This window comes from Thauera terpenica 58Eu, assembly GCF_000443165.1.
In the GTDB taxonomy this organism is placed as follows: Bacteria; Pseudomonadota; Gammaproteobacteria; order Burkholderiales; family Rhodocyclaceae; genus Thauera; species Thauera terpenica.
In genome coordinates, this window is the sequence record NZ_ATJV01000001.1 from 273,462 (window position 1) to 299,436 (window position 25,975).

The 25,975-nt window shown below is 66.6% G+C and carries 22 protein-coding genes; 12 read left to right on the forward strand and 10 right to left on the reverse strand.

The window, feature by feature from the left end:
• Positions 1 to 96: 96 nt before the first annotated feature.
• From M622_RS21975 to M622_RS22015, 9 genes are all read left to right on the forward strand, one after another.
• Positions 97 to 1,191, forward strand: a complete 1,095-nt coding sequence (locus M622_RS21975; RefSeq protein WP_021247707.1) for a branched-chain amino acid ABC transporter substrate-binding protein — start codon at positions 97 to 99, stop codon at positions 1,189 to 1,191.
• Between the two features lie 201 nt (positions 1,192 to 1,392).
• Complete coding sequence (locus M622_RS21980) at positions 1,393 to 2,307, forward strand: ABC transporter permease subunit (protein WP_021247708.1); 915 nt, start codon at positions 1,393 to 1,395, stop codon at positions 2,305 to 2,307.
• Positions 2,307 to 3,638 carry a high-affinity branched-chain amino acid ABC transporter permease LivM gene (livM, locus tag M622_RS21985; RefSeq protein ID WP_021247709.1) on the forward strand — a complete coding sequence of 444 codons (1,332 nt, stop codon included), beginning with the start codon at positions 2,307 to 2,309 and terminating at the stop codon, positions 3,636 to 3,638. Before M622_RS21980 ends, livM begins: the two co-directional genes overlap by 1 nt.
• On the forward strand, positions 3,635 to 4,498 hold the full coding sequence (locus M622_RS21990) for an ABC transporter ATP-binding protein (protein WP_021247710.1): 864 nt from the start codon (positions 3,635 to 3,637) through the stop codon (positions 4,496 to 4,498). The genes livM and M622_RS21990 overlap by 4 nt, the downstream gene beginning before the upstream one ends.
• Positions 4,498 to 5,211, forward strand: coding sequence for an ABC transporter ATP-binding protein (locus tag M622_RS21995; RefSeq protein WP_031346078.1), 714 nt, complete (start codon positions 4,498 to 4,500; stop codon positions 5,209 to 5,211). The genes M622_RS21990 and M622_RS21995 overlap by 1 nt, the downstream gene beginning before the upstream one ends.
• Before the next feature lie 60 nt (positions 5,212 to 5,271).
• Positions 5,272 to 6,195, forward strand: coding sequence for a DMT family transporter (locus M622_RS22000; protein WP_021247712.1), 924 nt, complete (start codon positions 5,272 to 5,274; stop codon positions 6,193 to 6,195).
• A 102-nt stretch (positions 6,196 to 6,297) separates the two neighbouring features.
• Positions 6,298 to 7,272: an MBL fold metallo-hydrolase gene (locus M622_RS22005; RefSeq protein WP_052028652.1), complete on the forward strand. Its 975-nt coding sequence runs from the start codon at positions 6,298 to 6,300 to the stop codon at positions 7,270 to 7,272.
• A gap of 120 nt (positions 7,273 to 7,392) precedes the next feature.
• Complete coding sequence (locus M622_RS22010) at positions 7,393 to 7,587, forward strand: hypothetical protein (RefSeq protein ID WP_021247714.1); 195 nt, start codon at positions 7,393 to 7,395, stop codon at positions 7,585 to 7,587.
• A 53-nt stretch (positions 7,588 to 7,640) separates the two neighbouring features.
• Positions 7,641 to 10,844, forward strand: a complete 3,204-nt coding sequence (locus M622_RS22015) for an EAL domain-containing protein (RefSeq protein WP_021247715.1) — start codon at positions 7,641 to 7,643, stop codon at positions 10,842 to 10,844.
• Positions 10,845 to 10,900: 56 nt separating this feature from the next.
• On the opposite strand, the gene M622_RS22020 is transcribed toward M622_RS22015, so the two are convergent.
• From M622_RS22020 to M622_RS40470, 3 genes are all read right to left on the reverse strand, one after another.
• Entirely contained in the window at positions 10,901 to 11,209 is a 309-nt protein-coding gene (locus M622_RS22020; RefSeq protein WP_021247716.1) for a type II toxin-antitoxin system RelE/ParE family toxin, read from the reverse strand.
• A 2-nt stretch (positions 11,210 to 11,211) separates the two neighbouring features.
• A complete protein-coding gene (locus tag M622_RS22025) occupies positions 11,212 to 11,478 on the reverse strand; it encodes a hypothetical protein (RefSeq protein WP_021247717.1) in 267 nt (88 codons plus the stop codon).
• Between the two features lie 115 nt (positions 11,479 to 11,593).
• On the reverse strand, positions 11,594 to 12,190 hold the full coding sequence (locus M622_RS40470) for a PEP-CTERM sorting domain-containing protein (protein ID WP_021247718.1): 597 nt from the start codon (positions 12,188 to 12,190) through the stop codon (positions 11,594 to 11,596).
• 450 nt (positions 12,191 to 12,640) lie between these two features.
• Between M622_RS40470 and ycaO the strand changes: the two genes are divergently transcribed.
• Positions 12,641 to 14,386: a 30S ribosomal protein S12 methylthiotransferase accessory factor YcaO gene (gene ycaO / locus M622_RS22035; RefSeq protein ID WP_021247719.1), complete on the forward strand. Its 1,746-nt coding sequence runs from the start codon at positions 12,641 to 12,643 to the stop codon at positions 14,384 to 14,386.
• Between the two features lie 87 nt (positions 14,387 to 14,473).
• Here the strand turns inward: ycaO and M622_RS22040 are convergent, their stop codons facing one another.
• The 3 genes from M622_RS22040 to M622_RS22050 form a co-directional block, all read right to left on the reverse strand.
• Positions 14,474 to 14,797 (reverse strand): helix-turn-helix domain-containing protein, encoded by a 324-nt coding sequence (locus M622_RS22040; protein WP_021247720.1) that lies wholly within the window; start codon positions 14,795 to 14,797, stop codon positions 14,474 to 14,476.
• Positions 14,781 to 15,164 (reverse strand): type II toxin-antitoxin system RelE/ParE family toxin, encoded by a 384-nt coding sequence (locus tag M622_RS22045; protein ID WP_021247721.1) that lies wholly within the window; start codon positions 15,162 to 15,164, stop codon positions 14,781 to 14,783. Before M622_RS22045 ends, M622_RS22040 begins: the two co-directional genes overlap by 17 nt.
• A 63-nt stretch (positions 15,165 to 15,227) precedes the next feature.
• Positions 15,228 to 16,466 (reverse strand): Eco57I restriction-modification methylase domain-containing protein, encoded by a 1,239-nt coding sequence (locus M622_RS22050; RefSeq protein ID WP_021247722.1) that lies wholly within the window; start codon positions 16,464 to 16,466, stop codon positions 15,228 to 15,230.
• Positions 16,467 to 16,687: 221 nt separating this feature from the next.
• Here M622_RS22050 and cysK point away from each other — a divergent pair, with 221 nt between their 5' ends.
• Positions 16,688 to 17,665, forward strand: a complete 978-nt coding sequence (gene cysK, locus M622_RS22055) for a cysteine synthase A (RefSeq protein ID WP_021247723.1) — start codon at positions 16,688 to 16,690, stop codon at positions 17,663 to 17,665.
• A 118-nt stretch (positions 17,666 to 17,783) separates the two neighbouring features.
• Positions 17,784 to 18,578: a caspase family protein gene (locus tag M622_RS22060; RefSeq protein ID WP_021247724.1), complete on the forward strand. Its 795-nt coding sequence runs from the start codon at positions 17,784 to 17,786 to the stop codon at positions 18,576 to 18,578.
• A 17-nt stretch (positions 18,579 to 18,595) separates the two neighbouring features.
• Here M622_RS22060 and M622_RS22065 read toward each other — a convergent pair whose 3' ends face one another.
• The 4 genes from M622_RS22065 to recB form a co-directional block, all read right to left on the reverse strand.
• A complete protein-coding gene (locus M622_RS22065) occupies positions 18,596 to 19,495 on the reverse strand; it encodes an LOG family protein (protein WP_021247725.1) in 900 nt (299 codons plus the stop codon).
• 92 nt (positions 19,496 to 19,587) lie between these two features.
• Entirely contained in the window at positions 19,588 to 19,830 is a 243-nt protein-coding gene (locus tag M622_RS22070; protein WP_031346080.1) for a hypothetical protein, read from the reverse strand.
• A gap of 61 nt (positions 19,831 to 19,891) precedes the next feature.
• The gene (recD, locus tag M622_RS22075; protein ID WP_021247727.1) at positions 19,892 to 21,919 is read right to left on the reverse strand and encodes an exodeoxyribonuclease V subunit alpha; all 2,028 of its coding nucleotides are present in this window, start codon (positions 21,917 to 21,919) and stop codon (positions 19,892 to 19,894) included.
• Positions 21,916 to 25,773: an exodeoxyribonuclease V subunit beta gene (gene recB / locus M622_RS22080; protein WP_021247728.1), complete on the reverse strand. Its 3,858-nt coding sequence runs from the start codon at positions 25,771 to 25,773 to the stop codon at positions 21,916 to 21,918. Before recB ends, recD begins: the two co-directional genes overlap by 4 nt.
• Positions 25,774 to 25,975: the final 202 nt, after the last annotated feature.

Below are 25,975 nucleotides of genomic sequence, written 5' to 3' on the forward strand. Positions count from 1 at the left end.
GGAGAATTGGCTTACCTTACGGGACGCAATCGCTGCGGCGCGCACCGCAGCGGTTCGATGCACCTCTTCCCACCGAAGCAAGAAAGGAGACCTCCCATGAAAAAAACCCTGCTCGCCACCGCCGTGCTCACCCTGGGCGGCTTCTCCGGCGCCGCGCTCGCCGACCTCACGGTCGCCATCGCCGGCCCCATGACCGGCCAGTATGCCTCCGCAGGCGACCAGATCCGCCGCGGTGCGGAAATGGCCATTGCCGACATCAACGCCCGGGGCGGCGTGCTCGGCGAAAAGCTGAAGCTGGAGATAGGCGACGACGCCTGCGATCCGAAGCAGGCGGTTTCAGTGGCCAACACCATGGTCAACAAGAACATCGTGTTCATGCACGGGCACTGGTGCTCGAGCTCGACCATTCCGGCCTCGGATGTGTATGTCGAGTCCGACATCCTCATGGCCACGGTGTCGACCAACCCGCAGGTCACCGAGCGCGGCCTGAAGAACGTGTTCCGCATCATGGGCCGTGACGACCAGCAAGGCCTGGTGGCGGGCAACTACATTGCCGACGCCTTCAAGGGCAAGAAGGTGGCGGTGGTGGACGACAAGAGCGCCTACGGCAAGGGCCTTGCCGACGAGATCGCCAAGGCGATGGAAGCCAAGGGCGCCAAGCCCACCCTGCGTGAATCGATCACCGCGGGCGAGAAGGACTACTCGGGCATCGTCACCAAGCTCAAGCAGGCTGGCGTCGAAGTCATGGCCTATGGCGGCTATCACACCGAAGTCGCGCTCCTGCTGCGCCAGGCCAAGGCGGCCGGGCTGGAGCTGACGGTGATGGGTGGCGACACCATGACCAACTCCGAGCTCGTCACCGCCGCCGGCGACGCCGCCGACAACGTGCTGTTCACCTTCTCGCCTGACGCGCGCAAGAACCCCGACGCCGCCCCCATCGTGGAGAAGTTCCGCGCCGCCAAGATCGAGCCCGAAGGCTATGTGCTGTATGCCTATGCTGCGATGCAGTTGTTCGAGCAGGCCGCCACCACCGCCAAGAGCACGAAATACACCGCGCTCGAGAAGGCGATGCGTGACGGCAGCTTCAAGACCGTGATCGGCGAGCTGAGCTTCGATGCCAAGGGCGACCAGAAGGCGCCGGGCTTCGTCGTATACCGCTGGCAAGGCGGCAAGTACGACTACGTCAAGTAATCACACTGCGGCTCCGCCCGCGGCCTGCACGCGCCGCCTGCCCACAAGGCGGGCGGCGCTGCCCTGACTCAAAACCGCTGGCTCATTACCGCTGACGCAATACCGCTGACCCAACAACAAGATGACGGCAAGCACACGCCCTGCACCGGCCGCGATGGCCACGCCGATGCGACGACCGACGCTGCCGCCACGGGAGACATCGTGGCCTACGCCCTGCAACAACTGATCAACGGCCTGACGCTGGGCTCGATGTACGGCCTCATCGCCATCGGCTACACGATGGTGTACGGCATCATCGGCATGATCAACTTCGCCCACGGCGACATTTTCATGGTGAGCGCATTCATTGCGGTCACCGCGTTCACGATTCTGGCCGCCGCCGACGTGACTTCGATTCCGCTCGCGCTCACCTTCGTGCTGATCGTGTCCATCTTCTTCACCTCGGCCTACGGCTGGGCAGTGGAGCGCACCGCCTACCGCCCGCTGCGCGGCTCGAGCCGTCTGGCGCCGCTGATCTCGGCGATCGGCATGTCGATCTTCCTGCAGAACACCGTGCAACTCACCCAGGGCGCGCGCGTCAAGCCCATCCCGCCGGTGCTCGAAGGCGGCGTGGTGCTGTGGGATGCGCCCGGCTTTGCGGTGCAGATCGGCTGGAGCCAGATCCTCATCATCGTCACCACGGTGATCCTGATGAGCGCCTTCACCTGGATGATCACGCAGACCCCCTTCGGTCGCCAGCAGCGCGCCTGCGAGCAGGACCGCAAGATGGCCGCGCTGCTCGGCGTCAATGTGGACCGCACCATCTCCTACACCTTCATGCTCGGCGCCGCGCTGGCTGCGGTGGCAGGGGTGATGGTCACGGTGTACTACGGCGTGGTCGATTTCTTCATCGGCTTTCTGGCCGGCATCAAGGCCTTCACCGCCGCCGTGCTCGGCGGCATCGGCTCGCTGCCGGGGGCGATGCTGGGAGGCTTGCTCATCGGCCTCATCGAATCCTTCTGGTCCGCCTACCTGTGGGCCGAATACAAGGACGTCGCCACCTTCGGCATCCTGTGCCTGGTGCTGATCCTGCGCCCCTCCGGCCTGCTCGGCCGGCCCGAAGTGGAGAAAGTGTGATGAGTGCCGTCGTCTTTGCGCGTCACGCGATGACGCCGGCCGAACGCTTGCGCGACGCCGCCTGGGTGGCTTTCGTCGGTCTGGTCCTCGGCATCCCGATGGTGGGCCTGACCACGGTGGATGCGGGCGGGCGGCTGGGGGTGGAGACCCGCTTCGGCCTGCTCGCCGCGGTGGTGGCGGCGGTGTTCGGCGGGCGTTTGCTGCTGCGCTGGGCCATCGACCAGGCGCGCAACCGCAAGCTCGAACGCGAGCGTGCCAGCACCGCCACCGCCGCCGATCGCGCCTCCGGTGCCCTCAAGCTGGTCAACTTCCTCGGCTGGGTGGCGCTGGGCACGGCAATCACGCTGCCGATCCTGTTCTCCGACAACCGCTACGTGGTCGACACCGCCACCACGGTGCTGATCTACGTGATGCTGGGCTGGGGCCTGAACGTGGTGGTGGGGCTGGCGGGGCTGCTCGACCTGGGCTACGTCGCCTTCTACGCGGTGGGGGCGTATTCCTACGCCCTGTTGTCGACCCAGTTTGGCTGGAGCTTCTGGGAGGCGCTGCCGGTGTCGGGGGCGCTGGCCGCCAGCTTCGGCATCCTGCTCGGCTACCCCATCCTGCGCCTGCGCGGCGACTATCTCGCCATCGTCACTCTCGGCTTTGGCGAGATCATCCGCATCATCCTGGTGAACTGGACCGAGTTCTCGGGCGGGCCCAACGGCATCAGCTCGATTCCACGGCCGAGCTTTTTCGGCCTGGACTTCACCCGCAGCCCGGCCGAGGGCGAACAGAGCTTTGCCGGCTTCTTCGGGCTGGAGTTCTCGCCCATGCACCGCCTGATCTTCCTCTACTACCTCATCCTGGTGCTGGCGCTGCTGACCCACGCCTTCGTCTCGCGCCTGCGCAAGCTGCCGGTCGGGCGCGCCTGGGAAGCCCTGCGCGAGGACGAGATCGCGTGCCAGGCGATGGGCATGAACACCACCCACATCAAGCTCTCGGCCTTCGCCATCGGCGCCATGCTGGGCGGTTTTGGCGGGGTGTTCTTCGCCGCGCGCCAGGGCTTCATCTCGCCCGAGAGCTTCGTGTTCACCGAGTCGGCCATCATCCTCGCCATCGTCGTGCTCGGCGGCATGGGCTCGCAGATGGGGGTGGTGCTGGCCGCGACCCTGCTGGTGCTGATCCCCGAGTTCGGCCGCGGCCTGGCGGAATACCGCATGCTGCTGTTCGGCCTGGCGATGGTGCTGATCATGGTGTGGCGCCCGGGCGGGCTGCTGGCGCATCGCGAACCCACGCTTCGCCTCAAGCCGCTGCAGCAGTCGGCGCCAGCGAAGGAGGCGGCACGATGAACACGCCCGCCACCACCACCTTGCTCTCGGTGCGCCAGCTCACGATGCGCTTCGGCGGCCTGACCGCGATCGATGACCTGTCGCTGGAAGTGCCCGCGGGCAAGATCACCGGCATCATCGGCCCCAACGGCGCGGGCAAGACCACGCTCTTCAACTGCCTGACCGGCTTCTACAAGCCGACCACCGGCAGCTTGCGCCTGAACCATCCACGTCACGGCGAAATACGCCTCGAAACCCTGCCCAGCCACCGCGTCGCGCGCGATGCGCAGGTGGTGCGCACCTTCCAGAACATTCGCCTGTTTCCGAAGATGACGGTGCTGGAAAACCTGATCGTGGCCCAGCACAACGTGTTGCAGCGTGCGTCCAAGTTCTCCATCGCCGGCCTGTTCAATCTGCCGGGCTACCGCCGTGCCGAGGCCGAATCCATCGCGCGCGCGGCGACCTGGCTGCGGCGCCTGGGGCTGGAGCAGCTTGCCGACCATGCCGCAGGCGAGCTGCCCTATGGCATCCAGCGTCGCATCGAGATCGCGCGCGCGCTGTGCGTCGATCCGCTGCTGCTGTGCCTGGACGAACCCGCCGCCGGCCTCAACCCGCGCGAATCGGCCGAGCTCAACGACTTGCTGCTCTATCTGAGCGGCGAGCTCGGCCTTTCCATCCTGCTCATCGAGCATGACATGAGCGTGGTGATGCGCGTCTCCGACCATATCGGCGTGATCAGCTACGGGCGCAAGATCGCTGAAGGCACACCGGAGCAGGTGAAGAATGATCCGCAGGTGATCAAGGCCTATCTCGGCGAGGACGACGATGAAGACGATTCTGAACAAAGGACGCACGCTGTCGCCGGAGGGGCCAACCCATGATGCTGTCAATGGAGGGCGTACACGCCCATTACGGCCACATCCATGCGCTGCGCGGCATTGACGTCGAGGTGCAGGTGGGCGAGATCGTCACCCTGATCGGCGCCAACGGCGCAGGCAAGTCGACGCTGATGATGAGCCTGTTCGGCAGCCCCAAGGCCACGGCCGGGCGCATCGTGTTCGACGGCGAGGACATCACCCGCGTGCCCACGCACGAGATCGCCCGCCGCGGCATTGCGCTGGTGCCCGAGGGGCGGCACATCTTTCCGCGCATGACGGTGATCGAGAACCTGCAATTGGGCACCGTCCATGCCGACGCGGCCAACTACGAGGCCGACATCGCGCGCATGTTCGCGATGTTCCCCATTCTCGAAGAGCGCCAGGCACAACGTGCCGGCACCCTTTCGGGTGGCGAGCAGCAGATGCTGGCCATCGGCCGCGCGCTCATGAGCCGACCCAAGCTGCTGCTGCTCGACGAGCCCTCGCTGGGCCTGGCGCCGATCTACATCCGCCGCATCTTCCAGATCGTGAAGGAACTCAATCGCAACCACGGCATGACCATCCTGCTGGTGGAGCAGAATGCCAACCAGGCGCTGCGCGTGGCCGACCGCGGCTATGTGCTGCAACACGGCGAGATCACCCTCGCCGGCACCGGCGCAGAACTGCTGGCCAGCCCGGAAGTGCGGGCAGCCTATCTCGAAGGCGGACACGCCTGAACGCAACACGTGATCACCGCCCCCGGGCGCTGAACCTGAAACCCCCACCCGCCTTTGTCCATGCCCTCCTCCCCTCCGTCCGCTCGCGGCGCGCTCACATCGGCGCGCTGGTTCCCCTTCGTCATCCTCGGCATCGGCCTCACCGCCATCTCCTTTGGCGCCATCCTCGCCCGCATCGCCCAGGCTGAAGGCGTCAGCTCGCTCGCGGTGGCAAGCTGGCGGCTGGGCTTCGCCGCCCTCATCATCACCCCGGTGGCGCTGCTGCAGTCGCGCCACGAGCTGACCCGGCTCACGCGTCGACAGCTGGTGATGGCACTCACGGCGGGCTTTTTCCTGGCGCTGCACTTCGCGACCTGGATCACTTCGCTCGAATACACCTCGGTGGCCTCGAGCACCGCACTGATGACGACCAACCCGTTGTGGATCGGGCTGGCCTCGTTCTTCATCTATCGCGAGACGCCCTCGCGCATGATGGTCGGTGGCATCGCCCTGTCCTTCACCGGCAGCCTGCTCATCTTCTGGAGCGACAGCCAGAGCGCGGGTGCGAGCGCGAACGCATTGCTTGGCAACCTGCTGGCGCTGGTGGGTAGCTGGTGCTTTTCTGCCTACCTCCTCATCGGCCGCCGCCTGCGCGCGGGGCTGGGGCTGCCGGCTTACATCTGGCTGGCGTATGGCGCGGCGGCGCTGTTCCTGTTTGCCGCCAGCAGCGCCGGCGGGGTGGAGCTGTTTGCGCTCTCGGGCACGGCCTGGCTGGTACTGGTGGCGATGGCGCTGGGGCCGCAGCTGCTCGGGCACAGCACCTACAACTGGGCGCTGCGCTATGTGTCGGCGACCTTCATCGCGGTGGTGACGCTGGGCGAGCCGGTGGGCAGCGCGCTGCTGGCCTTCATCATCTTCAATGAGGGCTTCGCGCCCCTGCAGTTTGTCGGCTTCAGCCTGCTGCTGGTGGGCATCTATTTCGCGGCCAAGGGTGAAAAGACCTGAGCCCCGGCGCCCTCGCCATGCCCTGAGGATGGCAGCAGGCGTTTTCATCCCCCCTGATGGCTATACTTTGGCCCATCACCGCAACCCGAGGCGAGGCAGACAATGAATATCAAGACCATGATGGCGTTCGTGGGCATCGTGCTGATGGGGCTGGTGCAGGCGGGCCCAGCGCACGCAGCGCCTGCAGGGACTGATATCGAACTGACGCCGGTGAAGCTGTCCGAACACGCATGGTATTTCCACGGCGAATCCGGCATGGCCTCCGCCGCCAACAAGGGCTACATGTCCAACGCCGGCTTCGTCGTCACCAAGGACGAAGTCGTCGTCTTCGACGCGCTCGGCAGCCCCGCGCTCGGCGAAGCCATGATCGCGGCCATTGGGCGGATCACCCCGCTACCGATCAAGCTGGTCGTGGTCAGTCACTATCATGCCGACCACTTCTATGGCCTGCAGGCCTTCAAGGCGCTCGGCGCCGAGGTGTGGGCACACGAGCGCGCAACGCATTACCTCAACTCGCCGGTGGCCACTGAGCGCCTCGCGATCCGTCAGCAGGACTTGTATCCGTGGGTCAATGAGTCCACACGCATGATCGCGCCCGACAAACTGCTCAGCGGCGGCATGAAGTTCAGCCGTGGCGGCGTCGATTTTGAAATCATCGATGCGCATGGCTCGCACGCCGACGATGACATCATGCTCATGGTCAGGCCAGACGGTGTGCTGTTTGCCGGCGACCTGTTCTTCTCCGGGCGCGTGCCCTTCGTGGGCGACGCCAACAGCGCGCAATGGCTGCTGGCGCTGGACAAGATGCTCGACTCAAAGCCCGCCATCGTCGTGCCCGGCCACGGCACTGCCTCGAGCGACCCCCGCCCCGGCATGGAAATGACCAAGGAGTATCTGCGCTACCTGCGTGCCGAGATGGGACGTGCGGTGGCCGACATGCAGACCTTCGATGAAGCCTACGAGGGCACCGACTGGTCACGCTACCAGGACATGCCTGCTTTCGAGGCCGCCAACCGCATCAACGCCTATGGCGTGTTTCTCGACATGGAAGCCGCGGCGCTGAAGGGCAGGAAATAGGCCCGGCACCTGCTTCACCAGCGCCTCACAGGCGACATTGCACAATGGCAAGCACTGGCTATCGTTGAAACAGAAGACAGGAACAGCGACGCTGGCCAGTCTCGTCAGGGAGAGCACGCCATGAACAAGCCCTACATCAAGACCCAGCGCCTGGCGGCCTTGTTTGCGCTCGGCGCCGTGCTGTTCAATTACCCGCTGCTGGCCCTGTTCAACCGCGCGGTGATGGTTGCGGGCGTGCCCCTGCTCTATCTCTATGTGTTCCTGGCATGGGCGCTGCTGATCACACTGCTGGCGCTCGTGGTCGAGAAGAAATAGTGGCCCCGCCGCGCAAGCCCTCGCCCTGCGCTGCCCGCACGGAGGACTGAACCTTGCCGGCGTGGATCATCGCTCTGCTGGTCGCGTCCTATCTTGGACTGCTCTTTGTCATCGCCTACTACGGTGACAAGCGCGCCGACGCCGGACGCAGCCTGATCGCCAACCCCTACGTCTACGCCCTCTCGCTCGGTGTCTACACCACGGCGTGGACCTTCTATGGCAGCGTCGGGCGTGCCGCCGCCAGCGGGATCGGGTTTCTGCCCGTGTATATCGGCACGACGGTGATGGTCGCCCTGTGGTGGACGGTGCTGCGCAAGATCATCCGCATCGCCAAACAGAACCGCATCACCTCGCTGGCCGACTTCATCTCCTCACGCTACGGCAAGAGCGCGGCCCTGGCCGGGCTGGTGACGGTGATCGCGGTGCTCGGTGTCACCCCCTATATTTCGCTGCAGCTCAAGGCCATCTCCACCACCTTCAACGTGCTGCGCGGCTACCCGGAGATACTGTCGCTCGCACACCATGGAGCGGACAGCATCTGGAGCGACACCGCGTTTTACGTCGCGCTCGCCCTGGCGGCCTTCACCATCGCCTTCGGCACCCGCAAACTCGACGCCGCCGAGCGTCACGAGGGCATGGTCGCGGCGATCGCCTTCGAGGCCCTGCTCAAGCTGCTGGCCTTTCTCGCCGTCGGCGCCTTCGTCACCTGGGGCATGTTCGGCGGCATCAGCGACATCTTCGCGCGTGCGGCGCAGCACCCCCGACTCGCCGACACCTTCGTCATCGGCGGCGGCTCGACCGACATCTATGAAAGCTGGGCCTCGCTGTTTTCGCTGTCCTTCGTGAGCATGCTGGCGGTGATGTTCCTGCCACGCCAGTTCCAGGTGGCCGTGGTCGAGAACGTGGACGAGGCGCACCTGAACAAGGCGATCTGGTTGTTTCCGCTGTATCTCTTCCTGTTCGCCCTCTTCGTGCTGCCGATCATGTTCGGCGGCATGCTGCTCTTCCCCGATGGCAGCGTGGATCCGGACACCTTCGTCCTCATCCTGCCCCTGCTCGCGCAGCAGGATGCCCTCGCCCTGCTGGTCTTCCTCGGCGGCTTCTCCGCCGCCACCGGCATGGTGATCGTCGAGTCCATCGCCCTGTCGACCATGGTCTGCAACGACCTCGTCATGCCGGTCCTGTTTTGCATCAAGGCCTTGCGCCTGTCCGAGCGCGCCGATCTGTCCGCGCTCCTGCTCGCCATTCGCCGCATCACCATCGTGTTCGGCATGTTGCTTGCCTATACGTATTACCGGGTGGCGGGCGAGGCCTACGCGCTGGTGGCGATCGGCCTCATCTCATTTGCCGCCGTGGCCCAGTTCGCGCCTGCAATCTTCGGCGGCATCTACTGGAAAGGCGGCACCCGCTGCGGCGCGCTGGCCGGGCTTGGCGCCGGCTTCGCGGTCTGGTTCTATACCCTGCTGCTGCCGTCTCTGGCGCGTTCGGGCTGGCTGCCGATGGATCTGCTCGAGCACGGGCCGTGGGGTATCGAACTGCTGCGCCCGCTCGCCCTCTTCGGTCTGGAAGGCCTGGACGAAATCAGCCACACCATGCTGTGGAGCATGTTCGCCAACATCGGCCTGTACGTGACGGTGTCCATCCTCACCGAGCAGAGCACCCTCGAGCACACGCAGGCGCTGCGCTTCGTCGATGTCTTCGCGGACGATCACGGCGCCGAACGGAGCTGGCGTGCGAGCGGCTCACTGCCGGATCTGCAGGCGCTGATGACACGCTTTCTCGGCGCCAGGAACGCCGAACAGGCGTTTGCGGACTATGCCAAGCGCAACGACCTGGAGAACTTGCAGGCGATCGACGCCAAGCTCGCGCATTACTGCGAGGCCCAGCTGGCCGGCGTCATCGGCGCCGCCTCGGCGCGCGTCATGCTCGCATCGGTGGTCGAGGAAGAGCTGTTGCGCGACAGTCTCACCGGCCTCCCCAACCGCACCCTGCTGCTGACCCGGCTCGCCGATGCCCTGAAGCACAGCCAGGACGAAGAGGCCGGGCGCCGCTTCGCCCTGCTGCTGCTCACCCTCGACCGCTTTCACCTCATCACCGACAGCCTGGGCGCAACCGTTGGCGACCAGCTCCTGACCGCCGTCGCACAACGCCTCGCGAGCCGCCTGGGCCCGGGTGACACGCTCGCCCGCGTTGGCGGCGAGAGCTTCGCCGTCCTCCTCGATGCCGCCCAGGATGCCGACGAAGCGGCGCGTTTCGCCGACAAGCTGCAGGCGGTGCTGGCAGCCGGCTTCAACGTCGACGGCCACCAGCTGTTCACCACCGCCAGCGTCGGCATCGCCCTCGGCCGCCCGGAAGACTACGCCGAGCCCGGCGACATCCTGCGTGACGCCGAAACCGTGACCCATGACGCCATGCGCCGCGGCGGCGAGCGCTACGCGGTGTTCGACGCCAGCATGCGCGAGCGCGTCGTCGCCCAGCTCGAAATGGAAACCAAACTGCGCCAGGCCATCGGTGACGGTGAAAGTTTCCGCGTCTATTACCAGCCCGTCGTCTCCCTGGAAACCGGGCTCCTGTCCGGCTTCGAGGCCCTGGTGCGCATGCGTCGCCCCGACGGCAGCATGGTGCCACCGATAGACTTCATCCCCCTCGCCGAGCAGACCGGGCTCATCGTTGGCATCGGCAGCTGGGTGCTGACCGAGGCCTGCCGGCAGATGCGGGCCTGGCAGCAGCGCTACCCCGATCACCCGCCGCTGCAGATCAGCGTGAACCTCGCCGGGCGCCAGTTCACCGAGCCCGACCTGGTCGAGCAGATCGCGGCCGTGCTGGCAGAAACCGGCCTCGACACCGCGAGCCTCAAGCTCGAAGTCACCGAGACCGTGCTGATGGAACACGTCGATGCGGCCACGGTGGTGTTGGAGAAGCTCAACACCATGGGAATCAGGCTGCTGATGGACGACTTCGGCACCGGCTATTCCTCGCTCTCCTACCTGCACCGCTTCCCGATCAAGACGCTGAAGATCGACGGCTCCTTCGTCTGCCGCATGGACGTCGACCGCAAGAACGCCGACATCATCCAGACCATCGTCACCCTGGCCCACACCCTGAACATGGACATCATCGCCGAAGGCGTCGAAAACGCCCGCCAGCTCGAGCTGCTGCGCGCGCTGAAGGTGGAATATGGACAGGGCTACCACTTCGGCAAACCGCTGGATGCGGAGGCGGCCGAGGCGATGATTGCGGCGCGGCCGGTGTGGTAGGGGGTAAGCACGCGCCAGCGCCTGTACCGGCGCGCCTCGCCCGAGGGCGAGTTGCCTTATCCGGCAGAATCCCGCTCGGAGTAGCCAGCCTCGCGCCGGCTGCGGATCGCCAGCACGAACACCGTATCAATCTCGTGGACATAGCGATACAAGGCCACATACCCATGTGAACGACGGCCGATCACCAGTTCGCGTTTGCTATTCGCCACCGGACGACCGATCAACGGGTTCTGCTCCAGAATTTCAACGGCAGCAATGATTTCGCCAAGGCGCTGACCAGGATTTTCTACCTCATGGCGGGCCAGGTGGTCGAGAATGCGATCGAAATCCTCCACAAACGCCGGTGCCAACTCGATGCGAGTCACCTTCAGTCAGCCAGCTTGCGCCCAACGGGGCGCTTCACGGCCTTGCCGTCGATGCGCGCTTCCAGATAAGCGCGCATGTCCTGCCACGGAATGGTTTTACCGGTGGCTGCATGCTGAGCATAACGAGCCTCCGCTACCGCATCGAAATCAGCACGACGCTCCGCTTGCTCCGCTTTCTCGGCGATCGCTTCGAGAATGAAAGCATGAGCCGTCGTTCCAGCGCCGCCGCTTGCGCTGTGCCGGCGCAGTTGGCGTTGTTGTAGTGGCATTTTTGAAAGTGCGTCCTGACAACAACAATCACTTGCGTGAACAACCGTCGAGCTTGAAGGCTTGCGCTCGCCTTTGCGGATTCGATTCGCGGCGTGCGCAACGCTCAGTCGGCAGTCAGCGGCGGCGGCGCAGGCCGGCCAAGCCAGCCAGAGCGAGACCCATCAGTGCAAGTGAACCCGGCTCGGGCACGCTCTGCCCAGGCTGCCCGCTGTACTCCACCAGATAGCCGTTGAGCTGATTGGGATTGCCAGGGCCACCGTGGTCGTTCCACCTGCCGGCCGACCATGCGTACTGCAGGTAGTCTTCCCCGCCACAGCAGTTGTTCGGTTCGCCCGGAGCCCAGTTGGTGTAACCGATATTGACGCCGCCCTGGCGGAATATCTGGCCCGCTTCCGGACCGTCCATCCACTTCCAGATGCCTTCATCGGCCTCGCTGGTCGGATCCCACTCATCCGAACCGCCGATCCAGGCCAGTCCGAACGATTGCATCTGCAGGAAAGCCTGCTCCTCGGCGCTGGTGATGGTTGCCAGATAGCCGTTAAGGCCGCTGTAGGTACTGGCCAGCGCATTGGCGCGCGCAGTCGTCCAGTTGACGTCGACCTGGACGAACTCGTACCAGTGCCCATTGGCCCCCGACCCGGTGGACCACTGCACAGGCGCAGCGCTGACCGCCGACGACACGAACAAAGCCAGAAGTGCGAGCTTTTTCATTTCCTTCACCACTCATCAGTTACGTTGCCTCGTCCTAAGCAAACAATATGCCAAATCTGCAAGCCAATGATTTTAATGAAAATGTAGTTTTAGGCAGGGTGACACTGTAAATCTCACCGACACCCCCGCGCTTGCTTCCCTCCCCTGCCCCTGTCCAGGGGAGGCACCCATCCACTGCCGGATGTCGTGCCTGACCCGCCCTCTTCTGACCAGCCCCCATCCACCCGATCCAACGCGACCACCTCACGCCCTTGCGCCGCTGACTGCGGGGGCCAGCCCGCCCTGACGCAAGCTCGACGGCAACCACGCCCTTGCGGCGAGTGGAAGAATCACCCAACACCGTCGCCTCGCTCTGGCACACTCGCGCTCGCACGGTGGACAAGTGCGTGGGCTTACGCGCCCCTGCTGCTCCACCATCACCAACACGCACCCGCTGACGCAGGACCACCCATGCAGACCGAACACTTCATCCCCGGCAAAGACGCCGCGCTCGAAACCACCATCGCCACCTTGCAAGGCCGCCTCGCGGCCGCCGGCCTTCATGTCGAGGAGCATTCCTGGCTGAATCCGCTGCCAGGCATCTGGTCGGTTCATCTGCGCGAGCGCGACTGCCCGCTGATGTTCACCAACGGCAAGGGCGCCACCCAGCTCGCGGCGCGCGCCAGTGCGCTGGGCGAGTTCTTCGAGCGCGCGTCCTGCAACTACTTCTGGAACCACTACTACCTTGGGCGGTACGTTGCCGAAGGCGAAGGCTTCGTGCACTACCCGCAGGAGCGCTGGTTTGTGCCGGGCGAAGATGGGGAGGGCGAGGAGCGCTGGCCGGCCGGGCTGCTGACTCCGGAATTGCAGCAGTTCTACAACCCCAACGGCGGCATCCCGGCCGCGGAGCTGATCGACTTCAACTCGGGCAATGTCGAGCGCGGCATCTGCGCCATCCCCTATGTGCGCCAGCGCGACGGAGCGACGGTGTATTTCCCCGTCAACATCATCGCCAACCTCTACGTCAGCAACGGCATGTCGGCCGGCAACAGCGCGCACGAGGCGCAAGCGCAGGCGCTGTCGGAGATTTTCGAGCGTCACATCAAATACCGCATCATTGCCGAGGGCCTGTGCCTGCCCGACGTGCCGGACGACGTCATCGCGCGCTATCCGCATATCGCCGCCGGTATCGCCGGGCTGCGTGCCGCCGGCTTTGGCATCCGGGTGAAGGACGCCTCGCTGGGCGGCAGGTATCCGGTGATGAACGTCACCCTGCTCCACCCGCAGGACCAGGGCTGCTTCGCCAGCTTCGGCGCCCATCCGCGCTTCGAAGTCGCGCTCGAGCGCGCGCTCACCGAGCTCTTGCAGGGCCGCGCGCTGGATGCGCTGGGCGGCTTCCCCGAACCGGGCTTCGATCTCGACGAGATCGCCAGCGCGCAGAACCTGGAAATCCACTTTGTGGACTCGAGCGGAATCATCTCCTGGAACTTCCTCGGCGCCGAACCCGACTTCGCCTTCCACGACTGGAACTTCAGCACCACCACCGCCGAAGACCATGCCTGGCTGCTCGATGCGCTGCATGCCGAAGGTCACGACGTGTATGTGGCCGAATTCGCCGCGCTCGGCGTCTACGCCTGCCGCGTGCTGGTGCCGGGCGTGTCCGAGATCTACCCGGTCGACGAGCTCGAGTTCGAGAACAACAGCATCGGCAACGCCCTGCGCGAGGCCGTGCTGAACCTCACCGACCTCGACGACGACGAGTGCGCCGATCTGCTCGACACCCTCACCGACAGCAAGCTCGCCGACGAGCGCCCGGTGGCGGCGCTGATCGGCCTGGCGCCGGGCAAGGACCCGTTCTGGTCCGAGCTGCGCGTGGGCGAGCTCAAGACCCTGCTCGCGCTGGCGATCGGCGACATCGATGCGATCATCGAAGGCTGCGAGTGGATCCGCCAGTTCAACCAGCTCGACGCCGATCGCCGCCGCGTGTATCGCTGCATCGAGGCTCTGGTGAACCTGGACGAACACCACGAGGACAGCACCGGGTTCGAGCCCGCGCTGCTCGACCTCTATGGCGCGGCAACCCTGGAGCAGGCCATGGCCTTGCTTGACGGCGAGCTACGCTTCTTCGATCAGCCCTCACCCGGCCTGGACCTGGTGGGCTGCGACATGCATCAACGATTGCTCGCGGCCTACGCGAAGGTGCAGGTGCTCAAGTAACAGGGCTCAGGGAACGCGCGTTCAGTCATGACGACTCCGTCGCCAACTCGCAACCCGGTTGGCGACGTAAGCCTTACCCACACTCGCTCAGATGAGCGCTTCGAGCCCCTTACGCTCCAGCAGATTGAGCAACTTCTGCGATGGGCCACTGGGATGCTTGTCACCCCGTTCCCACTGGCGTACGGCCGAGGGACTGGTGTTGAGCAGCGATGCCAGTACGGTCTGGCTCAACTGATAATGGTCGCGCAGGGAGCGGATTTTCTCGCCGTCGTATTCCGGGATCGGCGCCAGACACAAGGCATCGTATTGACGCATCTTGCGCTGATCGATGAAGCCCAGACGATGCAGGTCCGCTGCAGTCTCGTGCACGGCTTCCAGGATTCGGCTTGCACCTTTAGTCTTTTCGGTCATGGCAAATCTCCTGAAGTGATCCGTCCTGTGCTGCTACATCGAGTTCCGTGCCGGTGCGAGACAACAAGTCCTGCGCAATGCCCTGAAGCGCTTCTTTTTCTTCGGCACTGATGTTGGCTCGTTCGTTCTTTTCAAAACCAAACACAAAAAACCACCGATTGCCTCCGTTGGTCGCAACCAGCGTCCTCGCACCACCGCGCTTACCCCGGCCGGCCAACCCAACTCGCTTCTTGACTACGCCACCACCGAGATCACCGTCGATCAAGCCTTGAATCATCTCGCGAACTGCAGCGCACAGCGCCTCGTCAGTAAGCGCGGTCTTGCGCATCCAGCGATCAAAGCTGCGGGTTTTGAAGACTCGGCTCATCTCGAACTATACCACTTAGTGTCACACATTGAAGAGTGGCCTACAGGCATCGCCGGCACTGAACTAAGGCAGAAAAACCTGGAAACTCGCTGGCAAGGGCGCGTTTTCCAGGCTGCGCTGGGTGAACAGGTAGCGACCGTCGCACACGAAGCCAAGGTCGGCCCAATCGACCGCATTCAAGGCCGCGCGGAAAGCGCTGAGATCGACATCCGCGCGACGCGGAAACACCGCCAGCACGGCGCCGTCGTAGTCGGTGCAGGCATGGATGAAGAAGGGCTGCGCGACGCGTGTCTTTCCGTTCACATATACCCGCGGCTGCGTGCTGCGGTGGTGCATGCGGCCCCACATCCACCAGTTCGACTCGTCAAAGCGGGTGACCTTGCGCTGCAGCAGGCGCGTCTTGTGCGGTCTCAGCACGGCCGGGGCGGGCTCGCCCGGTTCGGTCCAGATCATGCGTCGGGTATGGCCGGTACTGACGGTGGATGAGCACACGAAGTCGCGATTGCCGTGCACCGCGTCGGCATACAGCTCATCCGCGCCCGACACCGCGCCGACCTTGACGAAGGCAATCTCGGACAGGCGCAGCGGGTAGTCACCACGCGCAAACATCAGGTGGCCGCCGCACTCGAGGAAGTGGCGCGGCTCCCAGACGGGCTGTGCGAGCGCCGCACCCAGGTCGTCGCCCACGCCGATCTCGCAATGGCGCATCGCGCGCGCGCTGGCGCCCTTCTCGAAGCGCCAGATCAGGCAGTTGGGCACGGCGTCGGCGAACACGCGCGCATCGCCCAGCTCGATCGCATCGGTGATGCTGCCGGCCTCGGCCAGCAGGCGGTTGAGCTTCACCGCCGAGGTCGCCTTGAGGAAGTCGCGCGGGGTGATGAAGATCAGCTCGCCACCAGGCTTGAGGTGGCGCAGGCATTTGTCGACGAAGAACAGATAGAGATTGGAGCGCGCATCCAGGCAGTGGCCGTGGCCGCCGCGTGCGATCAGGGCACGGGTGGAGGCCGGAATGTCCTGAAAGCGCACATAAGGCGGATTGCCGATGATGGTGTCGAACTGCTCGTGTTCGGGGTAGGCGAAAAAATCGATCGCCTGCGCGCCTGGCGGGCAGTGGTCGGGGTCGAGCTCCAGCCCCACCGCGCCGGGCAGGTGGCGGAGAAAGGCACCGTCGCCGCACGATGGCTCGAGCACGCGCCCCGTGTTGCGGCGCAAGGCCAGCATGGCGCGCACGACCGGCTCGGGCGTGAACACCTGGCCCAATGCGGCAATATCGCGCAGACCGAGGCCCAGTTGTTCAGACATGCGGGCCTCTGGCGGCGGAAAGGGCGCGAGGGCAAGGGAAGTGATCGGGGCAGAAAAACATAGGCCGCGATCTTACCAAGGCGCTGCCCTTGCAGGGCGGCGATGGGTGACCGCAAGGCGGTGGCGGTGCGGCGGGCATGGCGGCCACCCGCGCCCCTTGCCTATACTGCCCCCACGGGCGACAGCTTTCGGATCGCCTCCCAACCCACAAGGAAACCCACATGTCCCACTGGTACTCCGACAACCCTGAATCCATCGGCAACACCCCGCTGGTGCGCCTGAACCGCGTCACCGATGGCGCAGCCGCCACCGTGCTCGCCAAGATCGAAGGACGCAATCCGGCCTTCTCGGTGAAGTGCCGCATCGGCACCTCGATGGTCAAGGACGCCGAAGCCCGTGGTCGCCTCGGCCCGGGCAAGGAAATCATCGAGCCCACCAGCGGCAACACCGGCATCGCGCTCGCTTATGTGTGCGCCGCGCGCGACATTCCGCTCACCCTGACCATGCCCGAGACCATGAGCATCGAGCGCCGCAAGCTGCTGGTGGCCTACGGTGCCAGACTGGTGCTGACCGAAGGCGCAAAGGGCATGAACGGCGCGATCGCCAAGGCGAAGGAGATCGCGGACTCCGACCCCGGACGCTACGTACTGCTGCAGCAGTTCGAGAACCCCGCCAACCCGGCCATCCACGAAACCACCACCGGTCCGGAGATCTGGAACGACACCGATGGCGCGATCGACATCCTGGTGTCGGGCGTGGGCACCGGCGGCACCATCACCGGCGTGGCGCGCTACATCAAGAACGTGCGCGGCAAGGCGATTCAGGCGGTGGCGGTGGAGCCTTCCGCCAGTCCGGTGCTGTCGCAGACGCTGGCCGGCGAGCCGCTCACCCCCGGCCCGCACAAGATCCAGGGCCTGGGCGCCGGCTTCGTGCCCAAGGTGCTGGACCTGGCGCTGGTCGACAGCGTCGAGCAGGTGACCAACGAGGACGCCATCCTCTACGCCCGCCGCCTCGCCCGCGAGGAAGGCATCCTCGCCGGCATCTCCTGCGGCGCTGCAGTTGCGGCCGCGGTGCGACTGGCGCAGCGTGCCGAGAACGCCGGCAAGACCATCGTCGTCATCCTGCCCGACTCGGGCGAGCGCTACCTGAGCACGGCCTTGTTTGAAGGCCTGTTCGACGACAAGGGCGTGGCCATCTGAGTCGCTACCACCGCCAGCCTCGCACCCCGTGCCGGCTGGCGAACACGGGGCGAGGGGTCTAATCTCAGAGCGGATGCAGCGCGCATCAGGCGCGTGCGTCCGCTCTGAGGAGACGGCCATGACCAGGCGCGCACTTTGCATCGGCATCAACGACTATCCCGGCACCGGCAGCGACTTGAGCGGCTGCGTGAACGACGCCAGGGACTGGGCGTCCGAGTTGTACTCACGTGGCTTCGAGGTCGACTCGTTGATCGACGCCCAGGCCACGCGCGCGGCGATGACGAGCGCGATCCACACCCTCATCAGCAGCGCTCAGCGCGGCGACACCGTCGTGTTCACCTACTCGGGACACGGCACCTGGGTTGTGGATCAGGACGGCGACGAGGTGGATGGACGCGACGAGGCCCTGTGCCCCCATGACATCAGCACCCGGGGCGCGCTCCTGGACGACGAGATCCGCCAGCTCTTCGATCGCCGCGGCCCGGGCGTGCGCCTGCTGCTGATCTCGGACAGCTGCCATTCGGGCTCGGTGACACGCGGCGACGACAGCGCGCTCGACCCTGGTGGCCCGCGCGCGCGCTTCCTGCCGCCCGAAGCATGGATGAAGACCGATGAGCTCCCCGCCGCCGCGCGCGCCAGCACGCTCGCCGTGATCAGCGGCATTCGCCGCACCGGCTCGGACCTGTTGCTGGCGGGGTGCCGCGATCAGGAATACAGCTGGGACACTTCGTTTGCCGGCCGCCCCAACGGCGCCTTCACCTTCTACGCGCTCAAGACCCTGCGCGAGAAGAAACCCTCGACCTACGAGCAGTGGCATGCGGAGATCCGCAAATACCTCCCCACCAACCGCCTGCCCCAGGAGCCGCAGATCTTCGGCACGCGCACCGCGCGCAAGATGCGCATCCTCGACTGAGCCGCCTCTGCCCTTGCTCAGTTGCCCCGCATCTGCCGCGCCACCAGGGCCGGGTTGTCACCGTTGTAGGCGGCCTTGATCAGTTCCCAGGCCTCCTCGGCGGTCTCGGCGTAGTGGAACAGCTTGACGTCGTCCGCGTTGATCACGCCGTAATCGACGAGCACGTCAAAATTGATCAGGCTCTGCCAGAACTCGCGCCCGATCAGCACGATCGGGCGGCGGCGGATCTTGTGCGTCTGCGTCAGCGTCAGCACCTCGAACAACTCGTCGAGCGTGCCCAGCCCGCCGGGAAAGCTCACCAGCGCCACCGCACGCATCAGGAAGTGCATCTTGCGGATGGCAAAGTAGTGGAACTGAAAGCACAACTCGGGCGTGATGTAGGGGTTGGGTGCCTCCTCGAAGGGCAGGAAGATGCTCATCCCCATGCTGCGCCCGCCGGCCTCAAAGGCGCCGCGATTGCCCGCCTCCATGATGCCGGGGCCGCCGCCAGTGGCGACGATCACCGGCTCGCCCAAGGCATCGGCCTCGCGCGTGACCAGTTCGCCAAAGCGTTGCGCTTCGGTGTACCAGTGCGCATTCCTGACCATGACCTCGGCCTTGCGCAGGGCAGCCTTGTCGCCGCTGGCGAGCGCCTCGGCATGCATTGCCGCGGCCACGTCCGGCGCCTTGAAGCGCGCGCTGCCAAACACCACCACGGTTGACTCGACGCCTTGCTCCTGCTGGATCAGCTCTGCCTTCTGCAACTCGAGTTGCAGGCGCACAGGGCGCAACTCCTCGCGCAGCAGGAACTCGGAGTCGGCGAAAGCCATGCGAAAGGAGCTGTCCGGGCCGTCATAACGGCCATGGGGCTGGACGGCCTTGACCTCATCCTTGGCAGAGGGGAAGTTGCGGGCGCGGATCGGGGATTCTTGCTTCATTCAGGGGGTCCATTTCTTGTGCGAACACAATCCTCGATTGCGTTCAATGACTCCGCGCTGCGGAGTGGGTGCTTGCGTACGGCGCAGGCGCGTCATTTCGACTTGCGTGCTGCGCGCTCCTCGCGCGCCACGGCCGACAGATCGCGCAGATACCAGGCGGCGTAGGCATAGCCCACGACGGCGACGACGGCGGTGAAGATCAGGCTGCCGGCGAAGGGCGCACCTTCGAGCAGGTTGGTGACGACGACGACGCTCAGGTAGAGCGCGGCCACCATGCCGCCGAGAATACGAATGAGGGCAAAGGTCTTGCGTTGCTGAAGGGTCGGTGTGGCCATGGTCGGCAGGCGCTGAGCGCGCATCAGAGGGAAACAGGGCGCAGGGTAGCGGATTCGCGACTCAAGAGGAGAGCGCAGGCGAGCTTGCACCGGAAATACGTCTCGCAGTCCGTGCTGCGGCCGCTTCATGCAGGCGTTCGCGCAGCCCCGAGCTGCGCTGCGTGCGCAGCGCACAGCCGGCGACGAAGACCTCGCCCGCACCGGCCACACTCACCCGGCTGGCGGCACGGGTGACCGCGGTATAGATCAGCTCGCGCGTGAGCACGCGCACCGGCCGCGCCGGCAACACCAGCAACACCTCCTCGAACTCCGAACCCTGGCTCTTGTGCACCGTGAGCGCAAACGCCGTGTCATGCGCCGGCAGGCGCAGCGGCGCGATGGCGCGAAAACCGCCCTCTGCCGCGGGGAAGAACACGCGCAGCTCGCCTTGCGCCGTCGGCAGGCACAAGCCGATGTCGCCATTGAACAGGCCGAGCAGATAGTCATTGGCGAGCACGATCACCGGCCGTCCCGGGTACCAGCGCCCGGCCGCGCTGCGATCGGGCGCAATGCCGAGCGCAGCGCGCAGGTGTGCGTCCAGATGCGCATTGAGCGCATCCAGCCCACGCCCGCCGTCGCGCACCGCGACCAGCACGCGAAAACGCTCGAACGCGCGCATGGCGGCATCGACATCAACACCGGTGCCGATTTCGCCGACCTGCCCCCCGCTGCGCGCGCGCAGCGCCGCCACATAGGGCGCATAGCCGGCCTCGATGCGCGCCAGGGTCGCGGCGCCGAGGCGCGCGCCCCCATCCTCGATCCAGCTCGCCGAGGCATCCGCACCCGCCGCCAACCACGCCAGCGCCGCTTCACCACGACCGCCGCGGACCTCGGCGGCGAGCCGGCCGATACCGGAGTCGGCGCGAAAACGATGGCTTTCGGTGAGCCAGATCACCGCATCGGTGAGCGCGCTGCGGCTGGCTGCATCCGCAGCGGGGGCGTGCGTCTGCCCCGCGCTGCGCGCCGGCTCATCCGGGCTGTCCGCGGTGGCCTCAAGCGCGGCGCCCAGCACCGCCGCCGCGTCGGCACGCGCCATCACCTGCGCCAAGTGGGCCTGCATCGCGGCGCTGAAGCTGCGCTGCGCCGACAGCTCGGCAAACACCGCGCCGGCCTCGACCGCCGCGAGCTGGTCCTTGTCACCGAGCAGGATCAGGCGCGCCGTCGGCGGCAGCGCATCGACCAGACGCGCGGCAAGGGCGAGATCGAGCATCGACGCCTCATCCACCACCAGCACATCGAGCGCGAGCGGGTTGCCGCCATGATGGCGAAAGCGCCCCACCTCGGCGGTCACGCCCAGCAGGCGATGGACGGTGAAGGCCTCGTCCGGCAAGCGTGCCACCAGCGCCGCGGGCAGGCTGTGCGCGCGCTGGCGCAGGGCCTGCAGCATGCGCGCGGCGGCCTTGCCGGTGGGCGCGGCAAGCGCGATGCGCAGGCCGGGCCGGGCGTCGAGCAGGCAGGCCAGCAGCGCGGCCACCGTCGTCGTCTTGCCCGTGCCCGGTCCGCCGCTGATCACCGTCAGCCGCCCTTGCAGCGCGAGCGCAACGGCCAGCTTCTGCCAGTCCGGGCTGTCAGCGGCGCGCGGCGGGAACAGGCTGTCGAGCAGCGCAGGCGCACCGCCCTCAAGCGCGGGCGCTGCGCGCGCCACCAGGGCCTGCGCGAGCGCGCGCTCCTGATCGAAATGGCGGCGCAGATAGAGGCGATCGCCGCTATCGAGCACCAGCGGATGGGCCGAGACACCGTCGATCGCGTGCGCCGCATCGATCACCACCCCACTCGCGTGCAACTGGTGGCGTAGCTGCGCGAGGCGGGCGCTGGCGTCGCGCACGTCGTGCTCATCCTCCGCACCCGCGGCGACTGGCGCCTCGCCTGCAAGCTCCGCGCGCGCCTGTCTGAGCAGCACATCGAGCCCCACGCACACATGCCCGGCACTGGTGGCAAGCGCCAGCCGGCGCGCGGCAAGGTCGAGCACGGCAAGGCTGTCGGCAGGTGCCTGCAGCATCCGCGCCCAGGCCACGAGATGGCGCGCAAAACCTTCGGCGAGATCGTTCATGCCGGCTCCTGCACATCAGCGGTGGCAACACCTGCGAGCAGCGCGTCCAGCGACGCCAGCACCGCCGCCGGGCAGCGCTGATGGAACACGCCGCAAGGCACGCCATCGATCCGCCACTGCGGGCGCACGCCACGCACGAACAGATACAGCACACCGCCGAAATGGCTTTCGTAGTCGTAGCCCGCCAGGCTGCGCCCGAGGTGACGATGGAGCGCGACGCTGTAGAGCAGGTGCTGCAGGTGATAGCCGTGGGTCTGCATCGCCGTCTCCAGGCGCGCAGGCGCGTAGTCCTGCGGCTGCACGCCGAGGTGGTTGGACTTCCAGTCCAGCACCCAGTAGCGGCCATCGTGCTCGAAAATGAGGTCGATATAGCCTTTCAGATAACCGTCCAGATCCTTGAACGCGAGCCGCGGCACGACATAGCCCTGCGCCGCCAGCCAGGTATTGAGCGCGGACGCGCGGAGATCGGGCGCCGGCAGGTGAAAGCCGAGCTCGACCAGACAGCGCGCGGGCGCCACGGTGTTCAGGCGCAGCTCGGCACGCCCCTCCTCGCCGCAGCGGGTGTCAGCAGCGCGCTCGGCAGGCGCCGGCAGCAGGGAGGTGTTGAGCACCGCGTCGAGCAAGCTGCGCAGCATCGCTGCCAACGGTGCCTCGCCGGGCTTGGGCGCAGCGGGCAGCATCTGTGGATGGGCCGCGAGCGCGGCGGCGATCGCACTGTCCCAGGTGCCGGGATCGGTGAAGTCGATAGCCTCGAACAGGGCGTGGATGCAGTCCCCCGCAGACGGCCCGCGCGGAAAGCGCAGGATGTCGTCGGCCGCAGGCGTGAATACGGCGGCCGCTTCGGGTGCAGCTTCGGGTGCTGACAGGGCGGACGCGGCGGCGCCCAGCGCGTTTGCGTCGTGGTCCTGCGCGCCGTGCTCGTGGGTGGCGCCAAAGATCAGCGCGCTGAAGCTGCCGATGCGCCAGCCCGCCGGCAGTTGCGGCGCGCGCTGCGCGCGCGGGCGCTGCCCCCCGGCGTGGGGCGGAGCGAGCGCTGCGCCCTCGCCTGCAGGCAGATCGAGCAGCGCCATGGTGGGCGCGCCGCCGCGCGCGCTGGCGGCGACCAGCGCACGCCAGTGGGCGTCTATGCCGGCCGGCGTGGGCTTGTGGCTGGCCCAGGCATCGGCGTCCATGCCGGCGCCGGCCACCATCCAGTTGAGCAGGCTGCGCCCGCTCTCGGTATGGCTGGGGCGGCCGGAGCCGAGGCGGGCATAGCTGCCCACCACCACATAACAGCGCTGCACGGCGCGCGTGAGCGCCACATAGATCAGGCGCAAGTCCTCGGCCTGGCGCTCACGGCGCAGGCGGGCCTTGACTTCATCCAGGGTGAACGCGCCCGCGCGGTAGTCCAGCACCAGCTCGCCGTGCTCGTCGTGCCAGGGGCTCATCGCGCCTTCGCTGCTGCTGCGCACATGACCATCAAACAAGAAGGGGCAGAACACGACACCGTACTCGAGGCCCTTGGCGCGATGCACGGTGACGATCTGCACCAGGTTGCGGTCGGACTCCAGCCTGAGCTGGGTGGCTTCGCCGCTGCCGGCCTCGCGCCGCCGCGTCGCCAGCGTACGCAGCAAGAGCTCGGGCGAGGCGGCGCCGGCCGCTTGCTGCAGCAGTTCGGCCAGGTGCATCAGATTGGTCAGGCGGCGCTCGCCATCGGCGCGCGCCAGCAAGCGCACGGCGACGCCCTCGTCGCTCATCCATTGCCGCAGCATGATGCCAAAGCCCCGCGTCAACCACAGCTCGCGCCAGCGCACGAACGCGTCCAGGGTGGCGAGCAAGGCGGCCTCGTCATCGACCAGGCGCGCGAGCGCGGCGGCGTCGCGCCCCATCGCCGCGGTGGCGAGCGCGGCCTTCACCCGACGCTCGCGCAGCGGCTCGGCGATCGCCAGCAGCACGCGCTGCAGCTGCTCGGCGTCCTCGGTGTGAAACACGCTGGCCTGCGACAGCTCGACGCTGCCCACCCCGAACGCTGCCAGCGCGCGGCGCATGCGCGCACCCTGGCTGTGGCTGCGCACCAGCACGGCAATGTCGGCCGGGCGCAGCGGCTGCTCACCGATGCGCACCGTGCCCGCGCCGCCGGCGGTGAGCAGGCGGGCGATCTCGGCCGCGCTGGCATGGGCGGCTCGATGCAACGCCTGCGCGCGCGCAAGACGGCTGCCGCCCGGGTCGGCAGCCTCGTGCGCAGCGCCACCCTGCCCCTTCTGCGCCGCCTCATCAGCCACGGTCTGCACCGCATCGCTGGGGATGCGCCACAGCTGCAGCGGCGCCAGGCCTGCACCACCTGCGCTGTCGTCGACGAAGGGCGGGCGCGGCCGGCTGCCTTTGTCGACGCACACGTAGTCCAGCCCGTCCATCATGAACACCGCCGGGTTGGCGCCGAACAAGGCATTGCAGGCGTCGATCAGCGCCGGCGCCGAGCGCTGGTTGTGGCGCAGCGTGTAGCGCGCATCGGTGCGATCGCGCGCGCTCAGATAGGTGAACAGGTCGGCGCTGCGAAAACTGTAGATCGCCTGCTTGGGGTCGCCGACCAGGAACAGGCTGCCGTGACGACCCTCGGCGCGGTAGATGCGGTCGAAGATGCCGAACTGCAGCGGATCGGTGTCCTGAAACTCGTCGATGAGCGCCACCGGGTAGCGCGCATGAAGCGCGCCGGCGAGCCAGGGCTGGGCGCCGGAGTGCAGGGCCTGATGCGCATTCCACAGGATGTCGTCAAAGCTGATCTGGCGCTGCTCGCGCTTGCGCTCGCGCAGCCTGGCAACACAGCGCTCGATGCACTGGCGCAGCAGGCGCAAGCGTGCGCCATCGAGCACGGCGTCGACCGCGGCGCGTGCCTGCAGCAAGGCCTCGGCCGCGTCGAAGAACGCATGGCGCGGCGGAGCGCTACCGCTCTTGCGTCCGGCGGCGGTGCTGCGCTTTTCCAGTGTTGCGCTGGCGAGCAGGGCGAGCTTGTTGTCAGTGCCTGCAGGCAAGGGGTGCACGGCATTGGCCGCGCCCAGCCAGTCCGCCCATTGCTGCGCGGCGGTGGCCACCGACTTGGGCTTGTAGCTGTTGGCATTGAGGCCGCCGAGCGCGTCATTCACGCACTCGACCGCCTGCGCCAGTGCGCCCGCCAGCATGCGGGCTGCGTCATAGGCCTGGGTCAGCTTCAGTTCGGCATCGGCGAGCGCGCCTGCGTCGGCACCGTCCTCATCCCACAAGGAACGGGCGCAAGGCCGGCCCATGTGGCGCTGCAAGATGTCCGCCCAGGCCGCGGGGCTGTCACCGCACTGCAGCAGGTAGTCTGCGAGCAGGGGTGAAAGCTCGCCCCCCGCCACCTGCTGGCGCCAGAAGTCGTGCACCACCTCCAGACGCAAGGCGCTGTCGTCCTCGACCAGCTCCAGCTCATAGGGCAGGCCGGCGGCAAAGGGGGTGTCGGCGAGCGCGCGCTGACAGAAGCCGTGGATGGTGAAGATGGCCGCTTCGTCGAAAGTCTGCAGGGCGAGCTGCAGGCGGCGCTGCATCTGCGCGTGCTCGATGCCGCGTGCGAGCGTGGCTTCGATGAGTTGGCTCACGAAGGGGTCGGCGCCGGGCGCAGCGCCTTCGAGCACCTGCAGCATTTCGCCAATGCGCGCGCGGATGCGGCTGCTGAGCTCGGCGGTCGCCGCCTTGGTGAAGGTCACCACCAGCAGGGCTTCGACCGTCAGCTCACGCTCGAGCAGCAGGCGCAGATAGAGGCCGCAGATGTTCCAGGTCTTTCCGGTGCCAGCCGAAGCCTCGATGAGGCGGATGCCATCGAGCGGGCATTGGAAGACGTCGAATTCAGGGGCGGCGGACATCGCAGGCGTGAGGGCACGAAGACAGAGGGCAGTACAGCATGGAGCAAGGCAGTGGCGAGGGCGATATCGCGCCCGTGCGTGAGCCAGCGGACGATACCACGCCCCCTCCAATAGGTCTCCAGCATTCCACAAGCAGGGCAGGCATAGTCCGGAACTAACACCGGAATAGCCCGCTGCCCGCATGCCGGACGGGCGTTTGAGG